Annotated in this window: 24 protein-coding genes; 13 read left to right on the top strand and 11 right to left on the bottom strand. The window is 51.5% G+C overall.

The genetic code is table 11. From position 1 onward, the window contains the following. The first annotated feature begins 2 nt into the window (after positions 1 to 2). Positions 3 to 614, top strand: a complete 612-nt coding sequence (gene rpsD, locus BUB27_RS12775; RefSeq protein ID WP_143184231.1) for a 30S ribosomal protein S4 — start codon at positions 3 to 5, stop codon at positions 612 to 614. A 116-nt stretch (positions 615 to 730) separates the two neighbouring features. Here the strand turns inward: rpsD and BUB27_RS12780 are convergent, their stop codons facing one another. Further along, a complete protein-coding gene (locus BUB27_RS12780) occupies positions 731 to 1,339 on the bottom strand; it encodes an MBL fold metallo-hydrolase (RefSeq protein ID WP_143184232.1) in 609 nt (202 codons plus the stop codon). A 183-nt stretch (positions 1,340 to 1,522) separates the two neighbouring features. Between BUB27_RS12780 and BUB27_RS12785 the strand changes: the two genes are divergently transcribed. From BUB27_RS12785 to BUB27_RS12820, 8 genes are all read left to right on the top strand, one after another. Beyond that, positions 1,523 to 2,278 (top strand): RDD family protein, encoded by a 756-nt coding sequence (locus BUB27_RS12785; protein WP_143184233.1) that lies wholly within the window; start codon positions 1,523 to 1,525, stop codon positions 2,276 to 2,278. A gap of 1 nt (position 2,279) precedes the next feature. Further along, positions 2,280 to 3,251: a stage II sporulation protein M gene (locus BUB27_RS12790; RefSeq protein WP_143184234.1), complete on the top strand. Its 972-nt coding sequence runs from the start codon at positions 2,280 to 2,282 to the stop codon at positions 3,249 to 3,251. Beyond that, on the top strand, positions 3,241 to 4,743 hold the full coding sequence (locus BUB27_RS12795; protein WP_143184235.1) for a DUF4129 domain-containing protein: 1,503 nt from the start codon (positions 3,241 to 3,243) through the stop codon (positions 4,741 to 4,743). Before BUB27_RS12790 ends, BUB27_RS12795 begins: the two co-directional genes overlap by 11 nt. Beyond that, positions 4,743 to 5,978, top strand: coding sequence for a DUF4350 domain-containing protein (locus BUB27_RS12800; RefSeq protein ID WP_143184236.1), 1,236 nt, complete (start codon positions 4,743 to 4,745; stop codon positions 5,976 to 5,978). Before BUB27_RS12795 ends, BUB27_RS12800 begins: the two co-directional genes overlap by 1 nt. After that, positions 5,975 to 6,997: an AAA family ATPase gene (locus BUB27_RS12805; protein ID WP_143184237.1), complete on the top strand. Its 1,023-nt coding sequence runs from the start codon at positions 5,975 to 5,977 to the stop codon at positions 6,995 to 6,997. Before BUB27_RS12800 ends, BUB27_RS12805 begins: the two co-directional genes overlap by 4 nt. An 18-nt stretch (positions 6,998 to 7,015) precedes the next feature. Further along, the gene (locus tag BUB27_RS12810) at positions 7,016 to 8,428 is read left to right on the top strand and encodes a DUF58 domain-containing protein (RefSeq protein WP_143184238.1); all 1,413 of its coding nucleotides are present in this window, start codon (positions 7,016 to 7,018) and stop codon (positions 8,426 to 8,428) included. 90 nt (positions 8,429 to 8,518) lie between these two features. Next, on the top strand, positions 8,519 to 9,667 hold the full coding sequence (gene phnW / locus BUB27_RS12815) for a 2-aminoethylphosphonate--pyruvate transaminase (protein WP_143184239.1): 1,149 nt from the start codon (positions 8,519 to 8,521) through the stop codon (positions 9,665 to 9,667). A 25-nt stretch (positions 9,668 to 9,692) separates the two neighbouring features. Beyond that, the gene (locus tag BUB27_RS12820; RefSeq protein ID WP_143184240.1) at positions 9,693 to 12,212 is read left to right on the top strand and encodes a GcvT family protein; all 2,520 of its coding nucleotides are present in this window, start codon (positions 9,693 to 9,695) and stop codon (positions 12,210 to 12,212) included. Here BUB27_RS12820 and BUB27_RS12825 read toward each other — a convergent pair. Genes BUB27_RS12825 through modA form a run of 3 tightly spaced genes read right to left on the bottom strand, consistent with a single transcriptional unit; the run spans position 12,196 to position 14,445 of the window. Continuing rightward, positions 12,196 to 12,837 carry an ABC transporter ATP-binding protein gene (locus BUB27_RS12825; RefSeq protein ID WP_143184241.1) on the bottom strand — a complete coding sequence of 214 codons (642 nt, stop codon included), beginning with the start codon at positions 12,835 to 12,837 and terminating at the stop codon, positions 12,196 to 12,198. The two genes, BUB27_RS12820 and BUB27_RS12825, sit on opposite strands and share 17 nt — an antisense overlap. A 9-nt stretch (positions 12,838 to 12,846) precedes the next feature. Then, positions 12,847 to 13,671: an ABC transporter permease gene (locus BUB27_RS12830; RefSeq protein ID WP_143184242.1), complete on the bottom strand. Its 825-nt coding sequence runs from the start codon at positions 13,669 to 13,671 to the stop codon at positions 12,847 to 12,849. 3 nt (positions 13,672 to 13,674) lie between these two features. After that, positions 13,675 to 14,445, bottom strand: a complete 771-nt coding sequence (gene modA, locus BUB27_RS12835; protein ID WP_143184243.1) for a molybdate ABC transporter substrate-binding protein — start codon at positions 14,443 to 14,445, stop codon at positions 13,675 to 13,677. Between the two features lie 113 nt (positions 14,446 to 14,558). On the opposite strand from modA, the gene BUB27_RS12840 reads away from it, so the two are divergent. Further along, a complete protein-coding gene (locus BUB27_RS12840; RefSeq protein WP_159434954.1) occupies positions 14,559 to 15,641 on the top strand; it encodes a substrate-binding domain-containing protein in 1,083 nt (360 codons plus the stop codon). 83 nt (positions 15,642 to 15,724) lie between these two features. Here BUB27_RS12840 and BUB27_RS12845 read toward each other — a convergent pair whose 3' ends face one another. From BUB27_RS12845 to BUB27_RS12875, 7 genes are all read right to left on the bottom strand, one after another. Beyond that, positions 15,725 to 17,461 (bottom strand): sulfatase, encoded by a 1,737-nt coding sequence (locus BUB27_RS12845; protein WP_143184245.1) that lies wholly within the window; start codon positions 17,459 to 17,461, stop codon positions 15,725 to 15,727. Between the two features lie 14 nt (positions 17,462 to 17,475). Beyond that, positions 17,476 to 18,435 carry a LacI family DNA-binding transcriptional regulator gene (locus tag BUB27_RS12850; RefSeq protein ID WP_143184246.1) on the bottom strand — a complete coding sequence of 320 codons (960 nt, stop codon included), beginning with the start codon at positions 18,433 to 18,435 and terminating at the stop codon, positions 17,476 to 17,478. A 97-nt stretch (positions 18,436 to 18,532) separates the two neighbouring features. After that, positions 18,533 to 19,549 carry a phosphate acyltransferase PlsX gene (gene plsX / locus BUB27_RS12855; protein WP_143184247.1) on the bottom strand — a complete coding sequence of 339 codons (1,017 nt, stop codon included), beginning with the start codon at positions 19,547 to 19,549 and terminating at the stop codon, positions 18,533 to 18,535. Between the two features lie 119 nt (positions 19,550 to 19,668). Continuing rightward, on the bottom strand, positions 19,669 to 19,851 hold the full coding sequence (gene rpmF / locus BUB27_RS12860) for a 50S ribosomal protein L32 (protein WP_143184248.1): 183 nt from the start codon (positions 19,849 to 19,851) through the stop codon (positions 19,669 to 19,671). A 30-nt stretch (positions 19,852 to 19,881) separates the two neighbouring features. Further along, positions 19,882 to 20,376 (bottom strand): YceD family protein, encoded by a 495-nt coding sequence (locus tag BUB27_RS12865; RefSeq protein WP_143184249.1) that lies wholly within the window; start codon positions 20,374 to 20,376, stop codon positions 19,882 to 19,884. 74 nt (positions 20,377 to 20,450) lie between these two features. After that, on the bottom strand, positions 20,451 to 22,304 hold the full coding sequence (locus tag BUB27_RS12870; RefSeq protein ID WP_143184250.1) for a SulP family inorganic anion transporter: 1,854 nt from the start codon (positions 22,302 to 22,304) through the stop codon (positions 20,451 to 20,453). Between the two features lie 50 nt (positions 22,305 to 22,354). Next, positions 22,355 to 23,452 carry an LptF/LptG family permease gene (locus tag BUB27_RS12875; RefSeq protein WP_143184251.1) on the bottom strand — a complete coding sequence of 366 codons (1,098 nt, stop codon included), beginning with the start codon at positions 23,450 to 23,452 and terminating at the stop codon, positions 22,355 to 22,357. 177 nt (positions 23,453 to 23,629) lie between these two features. On the opposite strand from BUB27_RS12875, the gene aat reads away from it, so the two are divergent. From aat to BUB27_RS12890, 3 genes are all read left to right on the top strand, one after another. Continuing rightward, a complete protein-coding gene (gene aat / locus BUB27_RS12880) occupies positions 23,630 to 24,211 on the top strand; it encodes a leucyl/phenylalanyl-tRNA--protein transferase (protein ID WP_143184252.1) in 582 nt (193 codons plus the stop codon). A 95-nt stretch (positions 24,212 to 24,306) separates the two neighbouring features. Beyond that, complete coding sequence (gene ykgO, locus BUB27_RS12885) at positions 24,307 to 24,471, top strand: type B 50S ribosomal protein L36 (RefSeq protein WP_143184253.1); 165 nt, start codon at positions 24,307 to 24,309, stop codon at positions 24,469 to 24,471. A 144-nt stretch (positions 24,472 to 24,615) separates the two neighbouring features. After that, positions 24,616 to 26,742, top strand: a complete 2,127-nt coding sequence (locus BUB27_RS12890; RefSeq protein WP_143184254.1) for a RecQ family ATP-dependent DNA helicase — start codon at positions 24,616 to 24,618, stop codon at positions 26,740 to 26,742.

Below are 26,742 nucleotides of genomic sequence, written 5' to 3' on the forward strand. Positions count from 1 at the left end.
TTATGGCACGATACATTGGCCCTAAAGATAAAATCAGCCGCCGTTTCGGTGTAGCCCTCTTCGGTCCTTCCAAGGCTCTTGAGCGTCGTAACTTCCCTCCAGGTCAGCACGGTCTCCGTGCAGGTCGTCGTAAGAAGTCTGACTACTCAGTAGCTCTCGGTGAGAAGCAGAAGCTTCGTTTCCAGTACGGTGTACTTGAGAAGCAGTTCCGCGCATACTACGCAGAGGCAGCTCGCCAGCGTGGCATTACCGGTGACACTCTCGTTCGCCTTCTTGAGACTCGTCTCGACAACGTTTGCTACCGTCTCGGTTTTGGTAACACCCGTTCCGCTGCTCGTCAGTTTGTGAACCACGGTCACGTTACTGTAAACGGTACCAAGGTAGACATCGCTTCCTACCAGTGCAAGCCAGGTGACGTAATCGAAGTTGCTAAGAAGCCATCTTCACAGCAGCTCGGTCTTCGCGCACTCGATCTCACACAAGCAGTACCTCTCAAGGACTGGTTGACTATCGATCGCGAGAAAATGTCCGGTACTGTTGCTCGCCTTCCAGAGCCAGAGGACATGGATCACGGTGTTAACGTTCAGCTCGTGGTTGAACTTTACTCCCGATAATTTCAGGAATTGCCTCCGGGCAGTATCTTTCGAAAAAGGCGTATCGCAATCTGCGGTACGCCTTTTTCATTGGTGGTAATCTTAGATGAGGAAGAAGGGGGGGAATGGCGGAGAGATTAAATAAAGGGGTTATTCTGCTTCTCGTGATCGATTGAGGAGACAGGCCCATGGCCTGAACACAGGGCTGTTTCGTCCGGCAGGGAGTAGAGGTGCTTTTTGATGCCTTCGACAAGCAGTTCGTGAGAGCCTCCTGGTAGGTCAGTCCGGCCCATGGATTCAGCCATGAGAGTATCTCCGGCGAAGACAACATCGAGCTCAGGAATGTAGAATGCGACGCTGTCCGGCGAGTGACCGGGGATGTGGAAGATCTTGATCTCCAGGTCTCCAATTTTGATCTCGTTTTCACCATCAAGCAGGGTGTCAGCCTCGAATGGGGTGATGTTTACCGGGAGGCCCCAGTTTTCTCGTGCTTCCTTCTGGCGAATCAGAGTTTCAGAGTAAGGTGAATGCATGAGCACCTTCACTCCCATGTTTTGCAGGGCCTCAACGTCCTCTGTGTGGTCGAAGTGTTGATGGGTGAGGAGAAGGTGGGTCGGTTTTAGGCCGTGATCCTGAATGACTTCGTGAATAAGAGCTGGAGCGTCGATGACGATGCATGTTCCGTTGTGATCAACAATGAATCCATTGGTGAAAACGTGTCCGCCAGTATAGCTGTGAATAGGCATAACAATGAAAGGTGATTGAAAAATCTGACGTGAGTGTAGCGTGGGGTAATTGAGCCGCAATGCCTTTCTGTGATTTGCTGGCTGTGTGTCATGCTATGGATGATCTTTTCCTTTACGGGACGTATGTGAAGGTTAGAGTTCCAAGGCTTCTTAGTTGATATAGCTGGTGAAGCGTCGTTAACCATGGCTTCCAAGGAGAAAGATAAAATTGATACACTCCAAAGTGTCGAGCTTGGTGAGGGGGTAGAGATCCTTCTCCGGATGGCTGGGCCCTTTCCCCGTGCCATGGCTTTACTGTTAGATTATTTGATTATCATCGGAGTCATTGTGGTGCTGTGGATCATCATGTCGATTCTTTCCAGCTGGTTCCCTCGGAACGTAATCATAGGTATTTTGCTGTTATGCTTTTTCATGCTGGGCTGGGGCTATTTTGCCTTTTTTGAATCCGGTAAGCGTGGAGCTACTCCGGGTAAGCGAGCCTTGGGTTTACGTGTGGTTGATAGGTCTGGAAATGAGGCATCGCGGGGGCAGGTTCTCGTGCGCAATCTCTTGAGATTTGTTGATATGCTGCCAGGTGTGCCATCTGCCTCAGTCGGAATTATGATCGGAGGTTATGGCTGTGGACTAACATCCAGCCTGTTATCGAAAAAATTCCAGCGTCTGGGCGATATGGTGGCGAACACCGTGGTCATCTACAGTACTCCTGTCAGGCACCTAAGCTCTGCGATACCGCCAGTTTTAAAGAGTGTAGCTCCTCCGGTTGTTCTTACTAAAGAAGAACAGGCGGCTATTGCTGCATTCAGGGAGAGAGCTGGGCTGTGGTCTGAAGCGAGAAGGATTGAGCTGGCTGATCATGCTTCGGCGGTCTCAGGCTCAAAGGGAAGAGAGGGGATGACTAAATTGTTAGGGGTGGCTCACTGGCTGACAGAAAGGGATTAATATGAAGGTCAAGGATTTCGAGCAAAAGCATATCCAGAAATGGAACCACTACGAGGCTACGGTTGCAGCTCTGGAGAAAGGGCAGAAGAATGTGGCTGACGTAGAGGAGGTTCCTAAGATGCTTCGTGAGCGTTGTAACGAACTCGCTCTGGCTCGTCACCGCATGTACAGCGTGCCCATGTGCGAGTATCTGAATCAACAAGTGATCCGCGGGCATAAATTGACGGTTAGAAACAGTGGTGGGTTTACTGAAAAAATACTGCGCTTTTTCGCCGTTGGATTTCCACAGTCCATCCGGAATGAATGGAAATTGTTTGTACTGTGCTGGTTGGTTTTCCTGATCCCTTTGTTTGGGATGTGGGCCTCCATCCATTATGATATCGATTGGGTTCGTAGCATTCTGGGTAGCTCAGGAATGGAAAGCATGGACGAAATGTACGGCAAAGACGCTCGCCCTTTGTCTGAGGGACGAGGTGAAACCGGGGCCGATTTCTTGATGTTTTCTCACTACGTGAATAATAACATCGGTATTGATTTTCAAATTGTAGCTGGCGGGGTCTTGGCCGGGGTAGGGAGTTTGTTTATTCTCTTGATGAATGGTCTCGGGATCGGTGGGGCAATGGCTTATGTGATGGAGTATGGAGATCCAGTGCGCTTTTTTAGTTTTGTTTCAGGGCATGCTCCTTATGAGCTGACAGGTATGGTTGTCGCAGGGATGGCTGGCATGCGCATTGGCTTAGGGATTCTCAATCCAGGGAGAATGACTCGTGGACGTGCTTTGTTAGAGAGTGGTAAGAAGGGCCTTCCTTTGGTTTATGGAGCCTTTGCTCTGACCTTTCTTGCCGCCTGTGTGGAGGGATTTTGGTCTGCCGGTCCAGCGTCCAGCACGATCAAGTACTGGGTTGGTTTTGCGGGGTGGGCCGCCCTAGCGTACTACTTTATTTTTGCGGGAAGGGGGAAACGTGCGGCTTGAGGATGTAACGGCTGAGATTCGTCCACGCGGACGCTGGGAGTCGATCGACTTAGGCTGTGCTCTGGTCCGTGAGAATTTCGGTAAGGTGCTCATGTCATGGATTGTGACGGTGGTGCCCTTGTGGTTTTTGGTGATTAGCGTCTATCAGCTCTGGCCATGGCCGGAAGGTAGGCCATGGATGGCTCTACTTACCTGCTGGTGGTTATTACCGGTATGTGATCGCGTACCTTTGTTCGTGATCAGCCGTGCCCTGTTTGGCGAGGATGTGAAGTTGCGTGAGGTCTTCAAGGCCTGGCCTCGCATGTTTTTTAAAAGATCGATCAAGCTTCTGACTCTGGAGCGTTTCTCACCCGGGCGCGGGTTGGCCCAGCCAGTGCTCGAGCTTGAAGGGCTCAAGGGATCTGCCTATAGGAGCCGAGTCAATCTGCTAGCCAGAAATGGCGGTGAGGGTGCCACTCAGGCAATTCTGATTAGTTGGGTACTTGTCTTATGTTCGATGTTTTCGGCCTGGTTTATCTATCTGAGCTTCATGGGCTTGTTTGGAGACAATGTAGAGATTGAAGAATTCTGGGTGAAACATGTCTTGGCTACCGAGGCCTCATTTGTACCAGCCTACTATATATGGGTTTTACTAGGTTTGTATCTGATGTCGGTGACTTTGATTCAGCCATTCTTTGTAGGAGCAGGCTTTGCCATGTACATCAATAGCCGGACGATCACTGAAGGGTGGGATATCGAGCTGGCTTTCAAGCGAATGAGCGAGAGGGTTTCCTCAAGCGGGTTGGGAATTGGTAGCAAGATTGCTTCTTTGCTGATTGCTGGTGCCAGTTTCTTGATGCTCGGTGGAAATGCTCTCAGCCAGGAGAAGAATGAGCGCCTCGAGAAGGTGGTGGCTGATGAGAGGTTTACGATTCATACTGAGGAGTATGAAGATTACGTGAGCGATGATCATGTAGACTTACCGGATGGTGACATTCCAGATATGAGTGGGTTTGCTGTCATTGGGAATCTATTATTTTGGGTGATTCTTGGAGTAGCGATAGCTGGCATCGTCTGGCTGATTTACCAAAATAGGCACGTGTTCTCAGGTGGGAAGTCCATAGCAAGTCAGGTAAATGCCCCAAGCATCAAGACAGTAATGGGAATGGAAGTCACTTTGGAGAGTCTTCCGGATGACGTGGTCAAAGCCGCCCACGAAGCCTGGAGGCTGGGTGAGCATCAGAAGGCATTGAGCCTGCTATATCGCGGTTCCATTGCTTGGTTGGTGAACTATGGGCAAGTCCAGATCGGAGAAGGGGATACTGAGCGCGATTGTGAGTTGGCCGTGGAGAAAGCACAGGCTGGCGATAAGGCGAGGTATTTTAGTCGCCTGACGATTGCTTGGGTGAGGTTGGCCTACGGCAAGATCAAGCCCAGTGAGGATGAATTTCATAGCTTGTGCCGCGATTGGATGTTCAGCAGTAAACCAGTAGAAAGGCTGGGTGCTGCGTGATGAGGTGTCTTACATATCTTGCCGTAGTGATCGCTGCATTAATGGTCTCTGGCTGTGATAAAGGCGACTATGTCATTAAAGAGCGAGTGCTGGGCTACCAGGGCTTGGCTCGTAAAAACCCATACCTAGCGGCTGAGCTGTATCTACAAGCGTCTGGTATAGACGCCAGCTCGATGACGGGAGTTGTCAAAATGGATGTAGAGGAGGGGCTTGTCTTTGCTCCTGCATCCACGCTCAGATCCACTGGGGACGCCGAACGAGCCATTGAATGGGTGGTACAAGGTGGACATTTTGTGATTTTCCTGCAGAGAGCTGAGGACTATTGGAAGGATGTAGGGGTAGGTGCCGATCATGACCCTGAGTGGTGGAATGATGAGTATGATGAGCAGTTAGGCTTGAAGCACCTGTTGGAAAAGCTCGATCTGGAGCTGGTGACGGTAACAAATCCCCCCTATTTGGACATCGATTTGGAGGAGGCTACCGAGGAGGGAATGAGCGCCCGGGAAAAGACACAACGTGGTCTCATCTTGCCGAACGCCGAGGTCTCTCGAGTTGACACAGGGTATGATGAATTTGAGCTACTGTTGGGAGGTACCCAGCGTGTGAAGTCTGCGAATGGTCTCAGTTACATGGATGATTGGAGTGACCAAGGCGAGGAACACAGCTTTTACAGCCGGCCTTATGGAGGTGGCCGCGTGACGGTGATTTCGGATGGTAGAGTCTTTCGTAACCCCTATCTTGGGATGAAAGATCACGCCGCGATGCTCGACTATTTGAGTGATACATCTCCACCGGGGAAGGTTGTATTCTCACTGGGGAAAGTACGCAGCTTCATGTCCATGTTGATGGAGTATGGCTGGATGGCGGTGTTTGCTCTCTTGGTGCTGTTGGCACTCTGGCTCTGGAAAAATCTACCTAACTTTGGTCCCAAGATGGATGTGGTGACCGGTCATTTCCGGAGCTATGAGAAGCAGCTCTTGGCGACAGGTGATTTCCTCTGGACTCACAAGAAAGACGATTCTCTGCTCAATCCACTCCGGAATGAAGTGAGACGCCGTTGCGGGGCATTCGGCCATGACGCTATCGCGGAAGAGACCCTTTTTGAAAACTTGCACAGCAGCTCAGGCCTGAGCCTGGAACTGATCCAGGAAGCCATGACCAAAACCCAAGTTCACGACGCCACCACGATGGTGCGCATTACCCAAAACCTTCAAACTATTCTCAAATCACTATGAACGAAGAACAGGAACTTAACACCACCACTGAAACTGCCTATACTCCTCAGAGTAGCTACAATCCGCCAGTAACGGAAACTCGCTCTGTGGAAATCGTGAACAAGATTCGCGAGCAGCTATTGAAAGTCGTGTTCGGTCAGAAGCACGTGGTGGATCAGGTGATTGCCACCTTCCTTGCTGGCGGGCATGTTCTGTTGGAGGGTAAGCCTGGTCTCGGCAAAACCCACATGGTGGTGGCTTTGGCTCACACCTTTGGTGGGGCGTTTCGCAGAATCCAGTTCACACCGGACTTGATGCCTTCAGATGTCACCGGCTTCACTTTGTTCGACATGAAGAGTCAGACCTTCCAGGTTCGCCGTGGACCAGTATTTACGAGTCTCTTGCTTGCCGATGAGATTAACCGTGCACCAGCCAAGACTCAGGCCGCGCTGCTAGAAGTAATGCAGGAGCGTCAGGTAACCATCGATGGTGAGACCATGAAGCTGGATCCTCCATTCATGACCCTCGCGACACAGAACCCGATCGAGCAGGAGGGTACCTATCCTCTGCCAGAGGCTCAGTTGGACCGTTTCTTGATGAAGGTGATCATTGATTACCCGAATCACGCCGATGAAGCCGAGGTAGTGCGCCAAGTGACCGGAAGTCAGGGGCTCAAGGCTGAAGCTGTGGAGCAGATTTGTTCACCTCAGGAGATCATTGATGCGCAAAAAGAGGCGGCTGCGATCCGCTGCGTTGATGAAGTCGTGGCTTATGCCGTTAATATTACCAGAGCAACACGTTCCGCTCAGGGCATCAGCCTGGGTGCGGGGACTCGTGGTGCTATTAGCTTGGTTCGAGTCGCCAAGTCCTATGCTCTGATGCAGGGCCGTGATTTTGTGATTCCAGATGATATCAAGGCGGCATCTTTGCCGGTACTGCGTCACCGGGTTCAGCTAGCGCCAGAATTGGCGATCAGCGGGCAAAATGTGGATGATGCGATTACTGCGATTGTGGCTAGTGTAGAAGCGCCTCGCCAATAAATTGAGAAGTCCGCATAAATGCCATTCTTGACTGATAGTCTAGCCGTGGGGGGCTTTGCTGGATTTCTGCTAGGTGTGTCTACCTATGTGGGGCCAGTCATCGCGATGATCCTAATCTGGCGGTACCTCAAGCTAAAGCCAAGTGGCTTGATGTTATGGTGTGCCACTATCTGGTTGATGGTGGGTGTGCTGGCTTCCGTTTTCGGTGAGGTGGAGAAGGCCTGGTGGATACTGGCAGGGCTCTGGGCCTTGGTAGCTCTGATCGACGCCATCTGGATCAAGCTCATCCCCTCAGTCAAAGTGCAGAGAACATTGCCAGGACGTTTTGCTATTGGGGTTGCGGGTGATGTGACTTTGAAGGTCAGTAATTCTTCCAGGTGGCCACTGTCGGCTCATCTTTACGACGGCTTGCCTGAAGAAGGGGCATGCGAACTCCTGCCTTGGTCTGGAACGCTACCAGGTAAGGGGTACCAAGAGGTTACTTACCCAGCTACTCTGCATGAAAGGGGAATGGCGACCTTTGATGAAGCTCACGTTCAGGTTAGTTCACCATTCAGATTCTGGGTCAAGCAGCAACGGATTGGTGAGAAAGAGCAAAGTCGAGTCTATCCTAACTATGAGCCAGTGATCCGCTTTGCATTACTGACCATGGAGAGTAGTCCCGAGCAGATGGGGATTGTGATGAAAAACCGTGTAGGGCTGAGTAAGGATTTTCATCAGCTTCGTGACTACCATTTGGGCGATATGCTCTCTCAGATTGACTGGAAGGCTACATCTAAAAGGCTCTCTTTGATTAGCCGCGATTATCAGGAACAACGTGACCAGAACGTGATTCTGGCCATTGATTGTGGTCGTAGGATGAGGGCCATGGATGGTGAGATGCCACAGTTTGATCATTGCTTGAATGCGATGCTCCTACTGGCATACGTTGCTCTGAGGCAGGGGGACAATGTGGGGATATTAAGTTTTGGAGGTGAGGAACGCTGGTTGCCGCCGGTGAAGGGTGTCAACTCCATGACCACGATCCTGAACCACCTCTATGACTATCAGACCTCGACTAATCCTAGTGATTACGCTGAGGCTGTCGAAAAGCTCATGGTGCGTCAAAGAAGGCGTGCACTGGTTGTGGTTCTCTCCAATGTGCGTGGGGAGGATGGTGCTGATTTGATCCAGCCACTTCAAATGCTACGTAAACGTCACGTGGTGATGTTGGCGAACTTGAGAGAGAAAGAGGTGGTGGATGCCATGGAGGCTCCAATTGCCACACTCGATGATGCGCTCAAATTTGGTGCTACTCAGCGATATCTGGATGACCGAAGACTCGTTCTCAATGAGCTGAATGCGCATGGGATTCAAACTGTGGATACGACTGCTAAGCAGCTTCCGGTTGCCTTGGCCAACCGCTATCTGGCGACTCGCCAAGAGGTCTAGAATGGGTGGTGTTGATAATGCCATTTGTCTGAGCTTTTATGCCATTCCTATTCGATTGAGGGCTGCAAGGTATGCTATACCTTACTAGCCATGAGTAATTCGATTGATTCTACTTCCCTAGAGAATCCTTACATTTTGCTGACTCCGGGGCCACTATCTACTAGTCCAACAGTCAGAGCCACCTTGGTACGTGATTGGTGTACTTGGGACGATGATTACAATCTGGGAGTGGTGACTCCCATTCGTGAGGGGCTCGTGAACTTGGCATCCTCAATAGCGCCGGAGAAATTCACTTCTATTTTGATGCAGGGAAGTGGAACTTTTTCGGTGGAGAGTATGATTGGTTCTGTGGTGCCGGAAACAGGTAAACTCCTAGTACTTGCCAATGGGGCTTATGGTGACCGTCTTGCGAAGATTGCCCAGTACCTGAAGATCAATCACATCGTGCATGACAGTGGGGAACTTGAGAGGCCGGATCTGGAGAAGCTGGAAAAGGCTCTTGATGCGGATGCTGAGATCTCTCACGTAGTGGTCGTGCATAATGAGACAACCACGGGCATGATGAATCCATTGGAAGATATTGCGCGGCTTGTCAAAAATGCAGGTAGAATTTTTATGGTGGATAGCATGAGCGCTTTCGGCGGTGTGCCTCTGGACATGGAAGAGCTGCAGATCGACTTTCTCGTCTCCAGTGCGAATAAATGCATACAAGGTGTGCCAGGGTTTGGCTTTATTCTCTGCCGCATTTCAGAGCTTGAGAAAACGCAAGGCATAGCGCGTTCACTCAGTCTCGACCTTTATGCTCAGTGGCGAGGGATGGAGGATGGACATGGAAAGTGGAGATTTACCAGTCCGACTCATGTGACCCGAGCCTTCTATCAGGCGATGATGGAACTTGAGGAAGAGGGCGGAGTTGCTGCCCGGTATAAGCGCTATTGTGAGAACCAACGCAGGCTGGTGACTGGCATGGAGAGGCTTGGCTTCCGCTGTGTACTGCCGGAGGCCTATCAAGGTCCGATCATCACTGGATTCCATGAGCCTGATGATGAAACGTATACCTTCCAGAAGTTTTACGATCTTCTCAAAGAGAAGGGCTTTGTGATCTATCCTGGTAAGGTGACGGGTATCGATTCCTTCCGTATAGGCACGATCGGTCACGTCTTCCCAGAGGATATTGACCGCTTGATCGAGGCAGTTTCTGAATCCATGTACTGGACGAAGTCTGGCGCAGCGCTCTAACTGAACATTTATATCTCAGGGTCAAATGGTTCAGACATTGTTTGATAACACGCCGGTCAAAGCCAATTTTGAAGTTCCCGAGAGTGACCTTCCGAAGTCCGCTCGAGTGGTTATTGTGGGGGGAGGGATCGCGGGAGCTTCAATGGCTTATTTATTGGCGAAGCAAGGCTGGTCGGATATTGTCTTGCTAGAGCAAAGCAAATTGGCTTCGGGTACTACTTGGCATTCAGCCGGGCAGGTGGGGCAGCTACGGGCGAGTTCTGCCCAGACTAAGGTGAACAAAGCCTCGGTGGAGATTTTTTCATCGTTGAAAGAGGATACAGGTCATGACCCCGGCTGGTTGCAGTGCGGCGGTTTACAGCTCGCGTCATGTGATGAACGCATGAATCAGCTGCAGCGTAATGCCGCGATGGCAGATGTCTTCGGGGTGGAAGCCCAGATGATTTCGGCTGAAGAGTGTCAGCAATACTGGTCCATGCTCAATACAGGTGACTTAAAGGGGGGGATCTATCTGCCGGGAGACGGTAGAGTGCTTCCAGGAGAATGTGTTATATCATTGGCTAAAGGAGCCCTTCAGCGAGGTGTTAAGATCATTGAAGGCGTGGAAGTTTCGTCTTTGCTTTATGAGGATAAAGGTTCCGGGGTTAAACGCATCACAGGCGTATGTACGAACAAAGGTGAGGTGAAAGCTGAGTGGGTGGTGCTCGCTGGCAATATGTGGATGAGGCAGTTGGCGATGACTATCGGTGTCGATGTGCCGCTTTATCCCTGCGAGCACCACTATGTGATCACCAAGCCTATCGAGGGAGTGACAAGGAACAGTCCTTGTACGCGCGACCCCAATGCTGGTCTGTACTTCCGTGCTCTTGATGATGGCGGATTGAAATTAGGCGCCTTCAAGAAAAGGTCAAAGCCCTGGCAGGTGGGAGACAAGGTGCCGAGCCAGTTTGCTTTTGATTTGTTAGAGCCAGATTGGCCTGATTTTGAGGAGCCGTTTGCTGACCACATGCATCGCCTCAAGGGGATTTCCAGAGAGGATGTCGTGAAGTTTGTGAATGGCCCCGAGGCGTTTACAGCGGATAATAATTTTATCATGGGTGAGCCATTCGGTACTGAGGGACTTTTTGTCTTGGGTGGCTGGAACTCTGCGGGGATTGCCTGTTCTGCCGGTGCCGCCAAGTATGCAGTCGAGTGGATCGAGAATGGCGGAATGACCATGGATCTGGGGAGTGTGGATATCAGGCGCTTCATGCCGTTCCAGAACGGGAGAAAATATCTTCAGGAACGTGTGAGCGAAGTCCTGGGCCTCCACTATCAGATGGCATGGCCTGGTCGTCAGATGGAAACGGCGAGAAACGTACGCCATAGTGCCTTTTATGAGAAGCATAAGTCCCTGAATGCCTGCTTTGGTGAGACTGCAGGCTGGGAGAGGCCATTATTCTATGCTCCAGTGGATGAGAAAGCGGAGATTGAGTATTCTTTCTTACGCCAGAACTGGCAGAAGTGGACCGCGGAAGAGGTTAAATCCTGTCGTGAGAGTGTAGCATTGTTAGACCAATCGACCTTTGCCAAGTATCTATTCCAAGGCAGGGATGTGGTTGGGATTCTTCAGTGGCTTTGTGGTGCCAATGTTGATGTCGAAGTCTGTAAGACGGTGTATACGGGGATGTTCAATGAGCGGGGGACCTTTGAGAGTGACCTGACATTGGTTCGTCTTGCTGAAGATTCATATTACATCGTCACCGCTACGGGACAGCAGCGCAAAGACTTCGATTGGATCACACGGCATATTCCTGAGGGTTCTCAGGCTCAGCTGACGGATGTCACCGAGCAATGGAGTGTGGTGTCAGTGATGGGGCCGAACAGCCGAAAGGTCTTGGAAAGGCTGAGTACAGCGGATTTTAGCAATGAGGCATTTCCATTTGGTGTCTCCCGAGAGATTCATGTTGGTATTCATCAGGTGAGGGCGATTCGTCTCACTTACGTTGGTGAGCTAGGTTGGGAATTACACGTGCCAGTGGCCCAGGCATCGTATGTCTGGGACGAGCTCATGCAAGCTGGCCGGGAATTCGGCATAAAGCCTGCCGGGAATAATGCGATCAGTACCATGCGCATAGAAAAAGCGTACCGTGCATATGGCCATGAACTCTCACCAGATGAGACCCCACTGATGGCAGGACTGAGCTTTGCGATCGACTGGGATACGGATTTCTTGGGGAAAGAGGCTTTGCTGCAAGCGAAGGAAAAGGAGCTCAGCAAGCGCTTGGTGAACTTTGTCCTGGATGATGATAGTGCAGTGCTTTGGGGGAATGAGCCGATTTATTGGGGTGAGCACTTGGTGGGCTACACTACGAGTGCTGCCTATAGCCCCACCCTAGGACGTTCTATCGCCATGGGCTACGTGAGTCATCCTCAGGGCTCTGCGATCAAGGCGTCTGATCTGAAGGGTGCTGATTTTAGTATTCTCAATTTAGGGGTGAAATACCCAGCAAAGGCATCACTTTCACCCGCATACGACCCCAAGAGACTTAAGGTGCTTGGTTAGGTTGTAGGTCGCCCAGCTTGATGACTTTGTCTGAGAGCTGGGTGGCCTCTTTCATGCTGTGAGTGATGTGGAGAGCTGTGATGCCTTCGTTCTGAATAGAGTCTTTGAGTAGGCTTAGTATTTCGTCGTGGGTGTCATCATCTAGTCCAGTCAGGGCTTCGTCCAGGCAAAGCAGTGCGGGGCGTGTAGCCAAGGCCCTGCCAAGAGCGACGCGTTTTGCTTCTCCTCCAGATAAGTTGGAGGGATAGCGGTCTAGCAGATGACTGATGGACATGCCTTCGGCCAGATGGTTTATTCTCTGGTCAATTTCAGATTGGTTCCACTTCTGGATGCTAGGGCCAAATGCCAGATGCTCTCTCACTGTGAGATGCGGAAACAAGGCATTGTCTTGAGGGACAATGGAGAGCTTCCTTTCTGATGGTCTCAGGTGAGTGATGTCCTGGTTATTCAGGAGAATGGTGCCTGAAGTGATTTTTCGCAGACCGCAAATGGCCTCCATGATGGTAGTCTTACCTGAACCGCTGGGACCCATCAGTGAGGTGCAGGTGCCGGATTCTACGGTGAAGGAGATATCCTTCAATTTGAACTGACCGGATTCGATGCTGATGCTTTCGATGCTTAACATAGTCTGAGGTCAGTTGTTAGAGGTTCGGCTGCCAAGGAAGCGAAGCAAGGAAATAGTGCTGAGAGACAAAAGGATGAGAACTAAGGATATGGCTGCGGCGCCAGGGAGGTTACCCGTATTGATCTCTAGGAAAATGGAGGTAGAGAGGACTTCGGTTTTGCCGCGCGTGGCTCCTGCAAAAATCAGGATGGGGCCGAACTCGCCCAGCGCTCGTGCCCAGGCTAGGAGACCAGCTGCCAGGATGCCGGGTTGCGCTTGGGGTAGACAGATTTTCCAGAATGCCTGAAAGCGATTGCAGCCAAGGGTGAGTGCTATGTGTTCAGTTCGCTCGGGTAGTTGGTCAAAAGTGACTTTCAAGCTTCGGGTGGCGAAGGCGGTAATGATGGTGAACTGAGCGAGTATGATGGCAGGGACGTGGAAGGTGACCGCTGTTCCTTGGCCGTTCAGCAGCCTCTCGAGCGAGTTCTCCGAGGATGGAAGGCTGTTAAACAAAATCAGCAGCGAGAGTCCTACGACGATCGGTGGAAGTACGATCGGTATATCAAGCAGCGTGTCGATCACGCTGCGGCCCCGGAATCTGAAGCGTGACAGTGAGTACGACAAGGGCACCGATACAAAGAGAGCAAGGATGCTGGACGCCGTGCAGGTCAGGAAGGTGAGTTTTAGGGACTGAAGAATCGCTGGGCTTTGCAATGTCTCGGTGAACGTTTCCCAAGTCAGAAAGCTAGCGCAGGCTAGCACCAGCAAGGTGAGGAGCGCTACATAGGCGCCACCAATCAGCGAGATGCTGCCGTAGAAAGGAAGGTCGGATCGAGTTGGCTTGAGGTGCTTCATGAGTTAGTCGGCTGCTACGGAGCCGAAGCCGTATTTCCTGAAGGTTTGTTTACTGCTCTCCTCTTCTGTGAGGTAGCTGACAAACTGTCTGGCGAGCTTCACTTGTGTGGAGGATTTGAGGATAGCAATCGAAGTGGTCTGTGGTTTGTTCGCAAAAAGCGGGAGAGGGATGATCTTGAGTTCCTTGTTCTGAAGGGCTACTGCATCCCAGGCGATGGTGGCATCTACGGCTCCGAGAGAGACATCCTCTACGGTGTTATTCACGGTGGGTTTGATGACGGTGATGTTTTTCTCAATGGCTGCCCAGTCTTCCGAGTCATGCAGAACCTGTCGCGTGAATTTTCCGATGGCGGCATTCTCCACCGCAAAGGATAGTCGGATGTCCTCACGTTTTAGATCGTCCAGTGCGAGGATGTTGTGTTCTTCACCACGTAAGACGAGAACTGCGGTCATGCTGCTGGTGGGGTGTGTCGCGGTAATCAAGTGTGAGGCTTGGTCCAGATAATCAGCGGTCGCAGGGAGATAGAGGTCACCGCCACTCAGCTGAAGTTGGCTGAGCAAGGCTCCAGAGCCATTAAACACGAGCCTGATCGTGATGTCATGCTCGGCTTCGAATCGTTCAGCGATCTCAGTCATCGGGGATCGAAGGCTAGCCGCGCAGTAGACTGTGAGACTCGGCTTGTTCTGGCTGGATTCCAGCGATGGCCAAAGGGCCCAGAGACAGGCTGCGAGTACCGTCAGAAGAACAGCAACGATTGGGAAAGGTGATTTCATTTCTTGGGGCGTATCGTCTCTGCTTAGCTAAGACTTGTCGAGACGCGGCTGAGCCTTACAGTCTCGATTTACACACGCAAGCATGTGATAATGATCACTCGGAAAGAGTATTTATGGCTAAACTGAACAAAAAGTCCCTACCGCAGCAAGTGGCCGATGCCTTGGAGCAAGACATCATCAAAGGTGTCTGGAAGGGGACTTTGCCCGGTTATCGTGTATTGCTGGCCAGATATGAGGTGAGTAAGGTGACCTGTGTGCGCGCTATTTCTCTGCTTGAGCGCAAAGGGGTGGTGGGTAAGGCTGAACCGAGAAAAAAAAGAGCTATTCTGGTGACTCCAGAAGTCAGTCAGTCAAAGACTGACCTGGGTACCTTACTGATCATTGTCGACATTTCTGAGGCCTACATTGTCGAGAGCCAGGACAATATACGGATTGCTTCCCACGTTTGGAGGGAAAGAGGTGGGCATGTGGTTGTGAAGGAGGTGGATCTGACTCGGAATCGTGCTCCGAACGATTTGATGAAACGGTGGGCTTCAGAGAACCCGGTTTCAGCTGTTTTCATGATCATGCCGCCCAGAGAGTGGGTGCTAGCTGCCTATGAGACAGGAATCCCCATATTCCGGATAGGCGGTTGGCTGGGGGAAGGGGATGTCAAAGGTACGATACTTGCTTATCTTGCGACTGACGTATGGGGGGATACACTAGCCTATCTCAGGTCTATGGGGCACGAGAGAATACTTGTACCTTGGAAGTTTTCTAACAAATTCGTCTGGCAGGGAGTGCTTGATGCATACCGTGCGAGCCACTCAGACTGTTTGAGTCCGCAGGAAATAGAGGCACTGGTACCCTTAGTGGATCATAGAAATGCGGAAGATTGGCACCAGTGCTGGTCAGGCTTGCTGACACGTACTCAGCCGACAGCTGTGGCGATCACCAAGCCATTGGAGGCGATCTCACTCATGATGTTTTGTGCCAAAGCGGGTATCAAGGTGCCAGATCACTTATCGATCCTGCTGGTCAACCCATCAGACCTGTCCTTATGGATTTCACCACGTCTGACTTCTATGGAAGAGGAGCGTAACTTTTCCAGTGGAGCATTCGCGAAGTGGGTGGACGGAGGTCTCTTGGAAAAAGGGTTGATTTCGGTTCCCAAGATTTTGGTGGAGGGTGAATCGGTTAAAAATTTGAGTTCTTAACGATCAAAAAAAGCCGCCCCCCTGAGGGTGCGGCTAAGTCATGCAATTTGGATTTCGAACTGTTTGTGTCAGTTCCTCTGGGGCTATTCTTCGGTTGATTTACGAATGACTGCTTTGGCATCTCTGTCTCCGTGAACGAAGTGACCGAGTTTGTTGCCTTTGGTAGTTGTGATGGCCCAGGATGTACCAGGGGCTGATTTGAGTTCTATGACCTTGCCTGACTTCAGTTTAGCCTTTTCTACCAGTGTGCCGTCTTTACTTACGCGATGGATTTTTACTGGCTGCTTGAGGCGGTTCACGAAGGCGAGGCGCATGTTGCCTCCGTCTACTTTGGAGGCGGGTGTTTTAGAGCCCTGCTTGTAGGGGTGCCACTTGAGCGCTGGTAGGTCGACGACCTTGACTTTCGGCTTGGGTGCAAAGTGTTTTGGGATGTGTTTGCGGAATTCTTCTAGCTTCACAGTGAAGTCGGGATTGCTGGCGAGGTTGTCCCACTCATAGGGGTCCTTGGAAATGTCATAGAGTTCCTCTGAGTCATCTTGATAGCGGATGTAGCGCCAATCCTTGCCCGAGATGCCGATACTGCCAACACGGTGAAGGTAGGTGATGGCGACGGGGTCGACCTCTTGGCTCGGATCTTTAAGCATGGGTGCGATGGATTTGCCATCCACCAGCGGCTTGGCTGGTAATCCACAAAGCTCAGTCAGTGTCGGGAAAAGAGAAATCAGAGAAACTGGCTGATCACTAATGGAGCCGGGCTTGATTCCTTGTGGCAGAGCTGGTGAACAATGCTCAGGAACTTTGATCATGAGGGGGATGCGCGTGCAGGCCCTCCAGGCGGTGTACTTCTGCCAGTGCTCTTTAGAGCCTAGGTGCCAGCCGTGATCTGACCAGAGAACGACGATCGTATTGTCTTTGTTAGGTCCGTTCTCCAATGCATCGAGTACCCGCCCTAACATGGTGTCAGCGTAGTTGATTGAGGCTAAATAGCCCTGAACGCCTTGTTTCCATTGGTCTTGTTTCTGAATGTGAGCAAAGTAGCGGTTACGTCCGGTGATTTTGCCTGCCTCAGGGAGGTCATCTAGATCAGCTTCCTTGTAAGCTGGAGGGAGTTTGATGTCCTCCAGTGGAAACTTATCGAAGTACTTTTGAGGGACGAACCATGGCTCATGAGGGCGGTAGATGCCACAAGCTAGGAAGAATGGCTTGTCATGCTGCTTGCTGAGTTGATTGCCAACCCATTCGCTCACCGTGTAGTCGCCACCAAATTCTTTGCCTTCGACTGGCATTGGACCCCAGTCGGTTTCTACGTATTGCCATGGTCCTGCACGTTCTAGTGAGACGGGGCGTTTGCTGGGGTAGTAGGTATCAGGAATAGGCATTTCCTTTGATTTTTCCGGGAAATACTCATCCCAGGAACGTGCATCGGTGAAGTAGTGGAGCATTTTGCCGGAGCCTCCAGACCAGTAGCCGTGCTTGGCAAAGTATTCGGGTAGAATTTGCTCGTCAGGCAGAACATCACGCATGTTCTGTCCGTTGTCGTAGACACCAGTCTTGTGTGTGGATCGCCCTGTCATCACAGCGGTGCGCGATGGATTGCAGGCTGGAGCGACACAGTGGGCATTGGTGAACAACATGCCGCTGGCAGCGAGGCGATCAAAGTTTGGTGTGATACTTTGCTCGTTGCCGCCCATGCACCCGATCCAGTCATTGAGGTCGTCTACAGCGATGAAGAGGACGTTTGGTCTATCGGCTGCCGTGCAGACACTGGTAGCTAGTAGCGATGTTGCTAGGATGGCTTGTGTTAGTTTTTTTAGAGTCATTGGTATTGATGCGTTTAGTTAGATTGTTTCAGGCTGCTCTCTCGCGCTAAGAGGAGAGGGGTGATTGGAGCCACATTGACTTTTTCTTGAGACACGATGTTTTGTACGGCGGTAGACATGACCTCCCAGAGGTTGAGGCCGATGGAGCTCAGTTTGGGGTTCATGTACTCGCAGCCGGACGCGTTACCCCAGCCAATGATGTTGTAGTCTGTGCCGGGAGTTAGATCTGGAGTGTGGCGTATCAGGTTGGCGGCAAGCCAATCGCTGCCTGCTAGGATGCCTGTGTCTGGCTGAATCGAGGGAAACTGATCAGCATCTAGCTTTTGCGCGATGATGTGATCACTTTCAAATTCCGGTAGAATGGCTTCCCAGTGGTCCTGAAAGTTCGTGTAGTAGATGATGATTCGTTTGGTGCCAGCTACGCGCAAGTGCTCTAGAGCCATTCTTATACCTGCTTTGGTATCGATCTGGATGCCTCCCTCACATTCAGAGATTTCACAGCCATCCAGACGAATAGGAATGAAGGGGACTCCTTCCTGTTTACAGAGTTTGTCTCCAATTCTGACCTTCTCAGATTCATAGCAGAAGGCCACCAAGGCGTTTACTCCATGGCTGAGTATCGCTCTGATTGAATCTGCCCAGTCGTCATGGTTGGACTGGGAGAAAGTAGACATCACATGATAGCCTGCTTCGGCGGCTGCCTCCTGCAGTCCAACGAGTGCACGCTGTTCTACAGGGTGCATGGCGCCCGTGTTAATGGTGCCAATCACTCGAATGGATGACCCTCGGAGTGCTCTCGCTGCATGGTTGGGCAGATAATGCATTTCATCCGCGATCTGGCGGATATGAGAAGCTAGTTCCTTGCTGACGGAGACGCGCCCCTGGCCAGAACCGTTGAGAACATGAGATACTGCCATCACCGAGACATCGGCTGCCTCGGCTATGTCTTTAAGACGTATGCGTTTAGGGTTCACACATATAACGTGATATATATAACGTTATATGAAAGTGGTAATTTAAAGAAAGTTTTCCGGGCTAGGGAAATAAGTGGGGGGAGAGGCTAAGGCTTTTTTACTGAAGGGCTGCGAGGGCCTCTTCAATGTGCGGGTTCACGCCTTGTTCGACGGTCTCCATACCCACGCGGATCGCATTTTGCATGGCAAGGGCGGAGGATCCTCCGTGAGCGATAATGCACACGCCATTCACGCCGAGAAGTGGGGAGCCGCCGTAGGATTCGTAAGAGGAGCGCTCTTTCACCGATTTAAAGGCACCTTTGGCCATGGCTGCGCCGAGGAGGCGGAATGGTGAGCGCTTGAATTCGAGCTTGAGCCACTTGGACATCGCCTTGGCGGTGGCTTCGCAGGTCTTGAGAATGATGTTTCCGGTGAAACCGTCGGTCAGGATGACGTCGAGCTTGGTCTGGAAGAGGTCGTGACCTTCCACATTGCCCTTGAACTTGAAAGGAGCTTTGCCTGTGGCCTCCAGTTGGCGGAGGAGGGCGAAGGTTTCCTTGGTGAAGGTAGTGCCTTTTTCGTCCTCTTCTCCATTGGACATCAGGCCTACGATCGGATCTTTGACGCCAATGACCTGCTTGGCATAGATGGAGCCCATGACGGCATAGGTCACGAGATGCTCAGGCTTGGCCTCTGGGTTGGCTCCTGCATCGAGGAGGTTGCAGATGCCGTGCTCATTGGGGATCGGGGAGGCAATGCCTGCACGCTCGACGCCCTTCAATGTGCGGAGCTTGAGAGTGGCTGCAGCGACTGCTGCTCCAGTGTTACCGGCAGAAATGACAGCATCAGCGTCCCCGGACTTGACGAGACTGGTGGCTACGGAAATGGAGGAATCCTTTTTGGAGCGTAGAGTCTTGGCACCTGACTCGTGCATTTCTACGACCTGGGAGGCATGGATGATTTCGACGCGCTGGTCGGTAAGCCCATGTTCTTTGCATGAGGCTTTGAGGGTGTCCTCGTCACCAACCAGAAAAAGCTTGGTGATTTTAGGGTATAGGGCGAGTGCGTCTTTAGCGCCTACGATATTGACCATAGGGGCGTGGTCGCCGCCCATTGCATCCAGTGCGATTTTCATTTCCGTGGAAAAATGTGAAGGTGTGGAGAATGTATCTGGTGCCAGACACGAAAAAACGCGCGGCAAACTAGTCGCCGCGTCGTTTTGCAAAAATTCGGTTCGCTATCGAAGCGCTGCGATTAGAGGGCGTCTACGTCGAGAACTTGGCGCTCTCCGTAGTAACCACATGATGGGCATGCGATGTGACCTGGAACGCGGCTGCCGCACTCGGAACAGGTCTGGAGTTTAGGTGCACGCCAACGGTTAGCGCCGCGACGCATTCTTTGCTTCATCTTGGATGTTCTACGCTTAGGTACTGCCATAGTATTGGTGCCTCGAAAGGCGGTTAATTGTTAATCTGAAAGGTGTTTAAATGAGTCAAGGGCGCTCCATGGATCGTCACCTTCGCTCGGGGGCGCTTCGTCTACACCATCATCGGTGGGTTTGTCTACTGCTAAATACCTTTCATCGATGTTACATTCATGAGGTTCATCCGCTTCATCGCAGCGAGGGTAGGCTGGGAAGTTGATCAAAACCTCTTCACGTAAGGCTTCAGTGGCATCTACAGTGGACGATTCGATCTCGATGGCGATCGCGCATTCTTCGATAGAAATTGTCTGCGTAAATAGCTGGTTATCACGGACGCACTCAAATTGGAAGGCTGCGGAAATGCTTCCTCGAAACAGGAGTTCATCCTCAAATCGCTGCACATAGAGGTCGTACTCAAGTGGGCCTTGAGGCTGGGCATCTCCCTTCGGAAGATCGAATACAGTCGGATCTAGCTCTCCTGAGAATTCTTTTCCTTCTTCTGGCAGGGTTGCCAGGTCGATGATGAGTGTTTTGCGCATGTTGGTGAAAAATGGAGGTGGAGCCAGTGGCTCTGCTCAGGGATAGATAACTCGGAATGGCCGATTGGCAAGCTCTAGGATTTTGCGTGAGAGGGATCGTAGTAGATCTTGATGTCCGCCTTGGTGGTGCCGAGAAGCTCTTGGGCACGGAGTAGGGCATCTCTTGTAGAGAGATTGGGGTTGGACGGGGAGTAGATGAAAATGTTCGTCTCTCCCAGTTTGCGGTCACAACCTTTCTGGACGGTGTCGAGCACGCCAGAGAGCTTGAGCACCTTGTACACCTCTCTGGTGGCTCCAGAGATGAGGACGTGGCGGCCTTGCTTGCGCATGTGCTTGATGAGGTCTTCAAGAGCCATGACTGAGGTGGCATCCAGATGACGGGCGTTCTTGAGGCGGAGAACGATGACTTTGAGGTTAGGGTCTGCAGCTGTTCTCTGGACTTGGGTGCGGAAGAGCTCTGCAGCTCCGAAGAAGAGGTCCCCCTCAACGTGTACGATCGAGATGGCTGGATTGGGGCGTTGACGCTTTTCACCTAGCTCACGGAGGTTGCCTTCATCGCTGATTTCATACTCCACTAGGTATGGCTTGGAGGCCTTTCTGAGGAAGAGAGTGATGGAGAGCGCTACACCGATGAAGATGGCGTAGTCCAGACGTGTCAGGAGGGTGGCTGTAAAGGTGGTGAAAATAACGAGCGCATCATCTTTGGTGGAACGCAGGCAAATGCGGATGTTATGCCAACGGATCAGTGAGATGGCGATGCCAACTACAAGAGCAGCCAAGGAGGCTTTGGGGATGTTCTCGACGATAGTGAGCTCCACCAGAGCGTAGAAGCCACCCATGCAGAGAATGGAGCAGAAAATGGAGGCGAAGCGTGTACGGGTGCCAGAGTCGTAATTCAGTGCTGAGCGGGTCAGGGAGCCAGATGCTGGCATGGGGGCTAGTAGGGATGCCGCCATATTGGCCATACCGATAGACAGCATGTCTTGGTTTACATCGGGGCGGTCTCCAGAGCGGGAGCCAAGAGACTTGCCCATTACGGTGTTCTCCAATGATGCGAGGAAGGCTATTGCAAAGGCTACACCTGAGAGAAAGGAGATGTCGTCGAAGTTGAAACTAGGGAGTCTCGGGGTGAATTCAAAGCTGTGGAAGGCTTGAAAGGTTTCCAGGCCACCAAATGATGGGGCGAAGAGTCTTAGTAGTAGTCCTATCAGTGAAGAAAGCGTGAGGCAGATGGCGAAGTTGGGTAGGAGAGCGAACCTTTTCTGAAGATACAGATAGAGTGCTAGTGTGAGAGCTCCAAGTAATAGTGGTTGCCACTGGTAGTCTGCGTAAAATGAGCCGATGACCTCCACGATGGTGAAGAAGGTCTTGGCGCCCGCCTCGTTCACTTGTTCGGCAATGCCCAGCAGGTGTTTGGTTTGATTGGTGATGATGAGAAGCGCTGCCCCAGTGATGTAGCCCACCAGCACAGATCTGGAGACGTATTGTAGTAGGTCCGCTACTTTGAAAAAGGCTCCCAAAACCGAGAGAGCTCCCACCATGAATACCAACAGAGGGATCATGTGCAATTTCTGCTCATAGTCTACTTCGGGGTGAGACACGAAGAAGGAGAACAGCATGAAGGCGGTCGCATTCGTGGGGCCTAGGATGGTGTGCCTGGAGCTGGAGAAGAAAGGGGCTACGAAGCCTGCGATGATGGAGCAGATGATTCCGTAATAGATGGGTAGCTCGGCTATGGCAGCATAGGCCATGCCCTGAGGTAAAGTGAGTAGGGCGACGTTCAGAGACGCCTTGGAGTCGGCTGCAAATTTCGTTTTGTTATAGCGTCTCAGTGGGCCGCGGATGGGCAAGGGATCCAGTGCGTTTTCCTTGAAAAAGGCGACGGTGGCGCGCCAAAGGTTTCGGACTGGATGTTTTGGTTTACCCATGCGTGGCAAAAAAATGGTTAAGCGATACTAATCTATTGGCAGCGGGTTGACTATCTCGAACGTGCACGACGGAAGAGAATGATGCCAAGTACGAGTGCGAGGACGTTAGGCATCCAGTACAGGATGGCTGTCGTGGTGTTTGCGTCTTTCGATTGATTGGCAAAAATGTGGAACAGGAAATAGCAGAGGCCTATGCCGAGTGACAGGGCAAAGCCAGTGGAGGTTTCACGTCTACGCGCTCCGATTCCCAGGGGTACGCCAATCAAGGCAAAAGCCAGGCAGGCTAGAGAAAACGAGCGGCGGTGGGTGACTTCATTGACAAAATCTACACGCTTCTTCTTCACGAGGTCTGGGTTTTCTTTCAGGTACTCGGCGATTTCCTTGTTGGAGAGGTAGGAGGCCCTGACGCGCTTTTTGGAGTCCATCTTGAAGTTGAAAATCACAGGCTCCACTTCACCGATAGAGACCGGGGATCTGGTGCCGTTCTTATCGACGGTCTCCATGGTGGCATTGACGAGCTTCAGTTGGAGCTCGTTGTTCACCATGTCGATGAAGAGTTCGGCTTGTTCGGCATAGATGTAGGACTTGAGCTTGTAACCGTTTTGCTCGTTTCCAATATCATGAATGTGGACTCCGTAGAGGGTGTCGCCTTTCCTGTCCCGCACATAGATGCGTTTGTTTTCCAGTTGTGTCTGGACGACTCCGGGATCGAGAAACTTATTGGGATCCTCTTTCACTGCTTCCAAGAGGATGTTTTTCACATTGGCCTTGGAGCGAGGAGCTACTTCCACATTGAGCCAGAAGCAGAGGGCGGAGAGAAGCGCGCCAATGACGAATACGGGAGCGGCAATTCTAGGGATACTGCGTCCGGCCATGCGCATGGCTACGATCTCATTATCGGCAGAGAGCCTGCCGAATACCAGCATGACGGCTGCCAGGAAAGAGAAGGGGATGGTGAACATCAGCGAGAAGGGCAGCACGCTGAGGATGAATTGAAAAACGAGGAAGGGTGAAGGGTGCTTACCCACGAAGAGGGGGCGTGCCTCCTTGAAGATATTACCCAGCAAAAAGACGCCGCTGAGAATAATCACGGCGAATACTGTGGTTCCCAAGATTTGTTTACCTACATGGCGGTCAGCGATGAGCATCAGGAGGAAATTTTATCGGAAGAAAGTTGGTCTGGTGGGGCGACTTGGATGAGAAAGTTAGGATAGTCTTGTACGGCTTTCCTGTGGTGTCGAGCGTAGCTTTCAGGAATGTGAAAGTTTAACAAGTCATTTGTTTTGGGTTGAGCAACCCTAGTGAGATGATGCATCTTGTCAGAGATGGAGCTCATTCCACCACATATTTTGTTAGGAGCCTACACCGAGGGGGTCTTCCCGATGGCGGATGATGGAGAGCTGATTTGGTTTTCTCCGCTGATGCGCGGAGTGATTCCGCTGGATGAGCGTTTCCATATTCCAAAGGGCTTGAGGCGTGCTTTGAGGAAAGCTCCGTTCGAGCTTCGTATGGACACGGCTTTTCTTGAGGTGATGAAGGGGTGTGCAGAGCGGGACAAAACATGGATCGATGACGTCATCATAGAAAGCTACAGCGAGTTGTTTAATCTCGGCTACGCGCACTCGGTGGAGTGCTGGGATGAGGATGGACTGCAGGGAGGGCTCTATGGGGTGCGTATTGGTCGCGCCTTTTTTGGCGAAAGTATGTTCTCAAGGAAGACGGATGCCAGTAAGATTGCCTTGGTCCACTTGGTTAATTGGTTGAGGGAAGAAGAGGCTGAGCTCTTGGATACTCAGTGGATGACGGAGCATTTAAAACAGTTCGGAGGATATGAAGTGTCTCGAGACGAGTACCTTAGGTTACTTCGTCACGCTCTTAGAAATGAGGATAAATCCAAGATCGTGTAAATTCTGCGGGATTTTTAGTCAATATATGAGAAATTGCTTTACAAGGCAGCCTCGATGGCTATTTTCCGCCCCTCAAACCGTAAGTTTTTCCAATCATGAAAGTTCTTTCTTCACTCGCCTCCATGAAACGCCGCCACGAGGATTGCCAAGTGGTGAAGCGCAAAGGCACACTTTACGTTATCTGCAAGACCAATCCTAAGTTCAAGGCTCGCCAAGGTACCACCAAAGGTACCAAGCTCTCTAAGAAGGGCATCAAGTAAGTCTTTGACCGGCTTGACCGGATACAAAAATTTTAGCCATCTCCTTTTTGGGGAGATGGCTTTTTTACGTGTTTGGATGGATCGTTCAGGAAATCTAAATTTTCTATTTCCAGAGAGCCTGTGTGGCCATTAGGCTGAATCGCGATGACCGAGGGTGTGAATGGACGACTAGTAAAGCAGCCGCTTGAGGCGCTCAAAGAGTACTTTGGCTTTGGGGCGTTTCTTGAGGGGCAGGAGGAAGTGGTCGAAAAGATTCTTTCGGGAAGTGACGGATTGGTCGTCATGCCGACAGGTGGCGGTAAAAGCCTCTGTTATCAGTTGCCAGCATTATGTTTGCGTGGGGTGACCATTGTGGTGAGTCCTCTGATCGCCCTCATGAAGGATCAGGTGGATGCCCTGAATGCAAAGGGGATCCCTGCGACGATGATTAACTCGACCCTCGGGCTGGCTGAGCAACGTGAGCGAATTTTACGAATGCGCTCAGGGGAATTTAAGTTGGTTTACGTGGCGCCGGAGCGCTTCCGGGCTGAGGGTTTTGTAAAGGCAATCCAGGAAGTGGAGGTGGCCTTGTTTGCAGTTGATGAGGCTCACTGTCTGAGTCAATGGGGGCATGACTTTCGTCCGGATTACATGCGTTTGGGTAAGGCGCTGGAGAGGATAGGTCGCCCGCAGTGTATTGCACTGACGGCAACCGCTACTTCCGTGGTGCGCGAGGATATCATGAAGGTGCTCCAACTTCAGTCGCCCTTCAATATGATGAGTGGCTTTGCCCGCCCGAATCTGTCCTTGGCGGTGACTCCTGTGGAAAAGCGCACGCAGAAGTACATGCGCATCAAGGAGGTTATCAAGAAGTGGAAAACCGGAATCATCTATTGTGCTACGCGCAAGCGTGTGGAGGAGGTGGCTGAAATGCTTTATGATTGGGGGGTGAGCTGTATTGCCTACCATGGTGGGATGAGTGATGAGGAGCGTGAGAGGACCCAGAATGTCTTCATTAGCAAGGAGGCGGATGTCGCCATTGCCACGAATGCTTTTGGGATGGGGATTGATCGGCCGGATGTTCGCTTTGTGATTCACTTTGAGGTGCCGGGGAGTATCGAGGCCTATTATCAGGAGGCGGGGCGTGCAGGGCGTGATGGTGAGGCTGCCTTTTGTGAGTTGTTGTTTAACTACGCCGACACTCGTACTCAGGAATTTTTCATTGAAGGGGCTAATCCGAGCTATGCCACGGTTTGTGCGGTGTATCAGCATTTGCAGAACCAGGCTGACGGCAATTTTGAAATCAGGGAGACCTTGGACCAGATTGCTCAAGGCGCAGATGTGAAGAATGCCATGTCAGTGGGTAGTGCGCTTGGGGTGTTGGTTAAGAATGGCCTGATTGAGCGCTATGATGTACCGGGATCCCGGGTCAGGGGAACTCGTCTTCTCAAGCCTGATGTGTTGACCTCGCGTATCGGTCTGGACCGTGAAGCGCTTGAGGAGAAAGAGGGTAGAGATAGAGACAAGCTGGGTGCCATGGTGGAGCTATGCTATGCTCGTATTTGTCGCCAGCAGTGGATCATGGAGTACTTTGGGGAGAAAGATGCTTCTCAGTGTGGTAGCTGTGATGTCTGCATGAGTAAGTTCGGGGGGGAGCTCCGTGAGGGAGATGAGGCGGAAGTTCTGATTCTGAAGAAGGCACTCAGTGGTGTGGCGAGAATGAGTCAGAAAACCAGAGGTAAGTGGGAAGGGCGGTACGGTCGAGGTAGAATCGTCCAGATGCTGGTGGGGAGTAAATCCCAAGAGGTTCTGAAGAATAATCTGCATGAGTTGTCCACCTATGGTCTGCTCAAAGATATGGGAACAGCCTACACCAACGAATTATTCCGAGGGATGCATGAGGGAGGCTTGATCTATACCCAGAGAGGTGAATATCCCCTGGTGACGCTCACTCCGGCGGGAGAACGGGTGATGTTCGGTAAGTCTGATTGTAAGCTAGTCTGGCCGGAGCGTTATGCAGCTGAATCACCTGTCACTGATTCCAGTGTGGGGATGGGCGAAGTAGGGTTTGATGGGCGCCTATTTGCTCAGCTTAAGGAGTTGCGCAATGAGATTGCCAAGAATCAGGGGGTGCCTCCCTATGTGGTTTTTTCCAACAAAACCTTGGAATATCTCACCCGCCTGCGACCCAATTCGATGGAGGCGGGATTACGTGTTCGAGGGATTGGTGAGGCGAAGGCCGAGCAGTATCTAAAGCCCTTTATCGAGTTGATCGCGAGTTACGACAATTAG

This window comes from Rubritalea squalenifaciens DSM 18772, assembly GCF_900141815.1.
GTDB classification, from domain to species: domain Bacteria; phylum Verrucomicrobiota; class Verrucomicrobiia; order Verrucomicrobiales; family Akkermansiaceae; genus Rubritalea; species Rubritalea squalenifaciens.

Coding starts and splice junctions, on each gene's coding strand:
- BUB27_RS12870 (WP_143184250.1), bottom strand. CDS start 22,304: ATGGGTAAACCAAAACATCCAGTCCGAAACCTTTGGCGCGCCACCGTC.
- plsX (WP_143184247.1), bottom strand. CDS start 19,549: ATGAAAATCGCACTGGATGCAATGGGCGGCGACCACGCCCCTATGGTC.
- modA (WP_143184243.1), bottom strand. CDS start 14,445: ATGAAATCACCTTTCCCAATCGTTGCTGTTCTTCTGACGGTACTCGCA.
- BUB27_RS12790 (WP_143184234.1), top strand. CDS start 2,280: ATGAAGGTCAAGGATTTCGAGCAAAAGCATATCCAGAAATGGAACCAC.
- BUB27_RS12825 (WP_143184241.1), bottom strand. CDS start 12,837: ATGTTAAGCATCGAAAGCATCAGCATCGAATCCGGTCAGTTCAAATTG.
- BUB27_RS12805 (WP_143184237.1), top strand. CDS start 5,975: ATGAACGAAGAACAGGAACTTAACACCACCACTGAAACTGCCTATACT.
- BUB27_RS12780 (WP_143184232.1), bottom strand. CDS start 1,339: ATGCCTATTCACAGCTATACTGGCGGACACGTTTTCACCAATGGATTC.
- BUB27_RS12865 (WP_143184249.1), bottom strand. CDS start 20,376: ATGCGCAAAACACTCATCATCGACCTGGCAACCCTGCCAGAAGAAGGA.
- BUB27_RS12890 (WP_143184254.1), top strand. CDS start 24,616: ATGACCGAGGGTGTGAATGGACGACTAGTAAAGCAGCCGCTTGAGGCG.
- phnW (WP_143184239.1), top strand. CDS start 8,519: ATGAGTAATTCGATTGATTCTACTTCCCTAGAGAATCCTTACATTTTG.
- BUB27_RS12800 (WP_143184236.1), top strand. CDS start 4,743: ATGAGGTGTCTTACATATCTTGCCGTAGTGATCGCTGCATTAATGGTC.
- aat (WP_143184252.1), top strand. CDS start 23,630: ATGGAGCTCATTCCACCACATATTTTGTTAGGAGCCTACACCGAGGGG.
- BUB27_RS12840 (WP_159434954.1), top strand. CDS start 14,559: ATGGCTAAACTGAACAAAAAGTCCCTACCGCAGCAAGTGGCCGATGCC.
- ykgO (WP_143184253.1), top strand. CDS start 24,307: ATGAAAGTTCTTTCTTCACTCGCCTCCATGAAACGCCGCCACGAGGAT.
- rpmF (WP_143184248.1), bottom strand. CDS start 19,851: ATGGCAGTACCTAAGCGTAGAACATCCAAGATGAAGCAAAGAATGCGT.
- BUB27_RS12785 (WP_143184233.1), top strand. CDS start 1,523: ATGGCTTCCAAGGAGAAAGATAAAATTGATACACTCCAAAGTGTCGAG.
- BUB27_RS12845 (WP_143184245.1), bottom strand. CDS start 17,461: ATGACTCTAAAAAAACTAACACAAGCCATCCTAGCAACATCGCTACTA.
- rpsD (WP_143184231.1), top strand. CDS start 3: ATGGCACGATACATTGGCCCTAAAGATAAAATCAGCCGCCGTTTCGGT.
- BUB27_RS12810 (WP_143184238.1), top strand. CDS start 7,016: ATGCCATTCTTGACTGATAGTCTAGCCGTGGGGGGCTTTGCTGGATTT.
- BUB27_RS12875 (WP_143184251.1), bottom strand. CDS start 23,452: ATGCTCATCGCTGACCGCCATGTAGGTAAACAAATCTTGGGAACCACA.
- BUB27_RS12830 (WP_143184242.1), bottom strand. CDS start 13,671: ATGAAGCACCTCAAGCCAACTCGATCCGACCTTCCTTTCTACGGCAGC.
- BUB27_RS12820 (WP_143184240.1), top strand. CDS start 9,693: ATGGTTCAGACATTGTTTGATAACACGCCGGTCAAAGCCAATTTTGAA.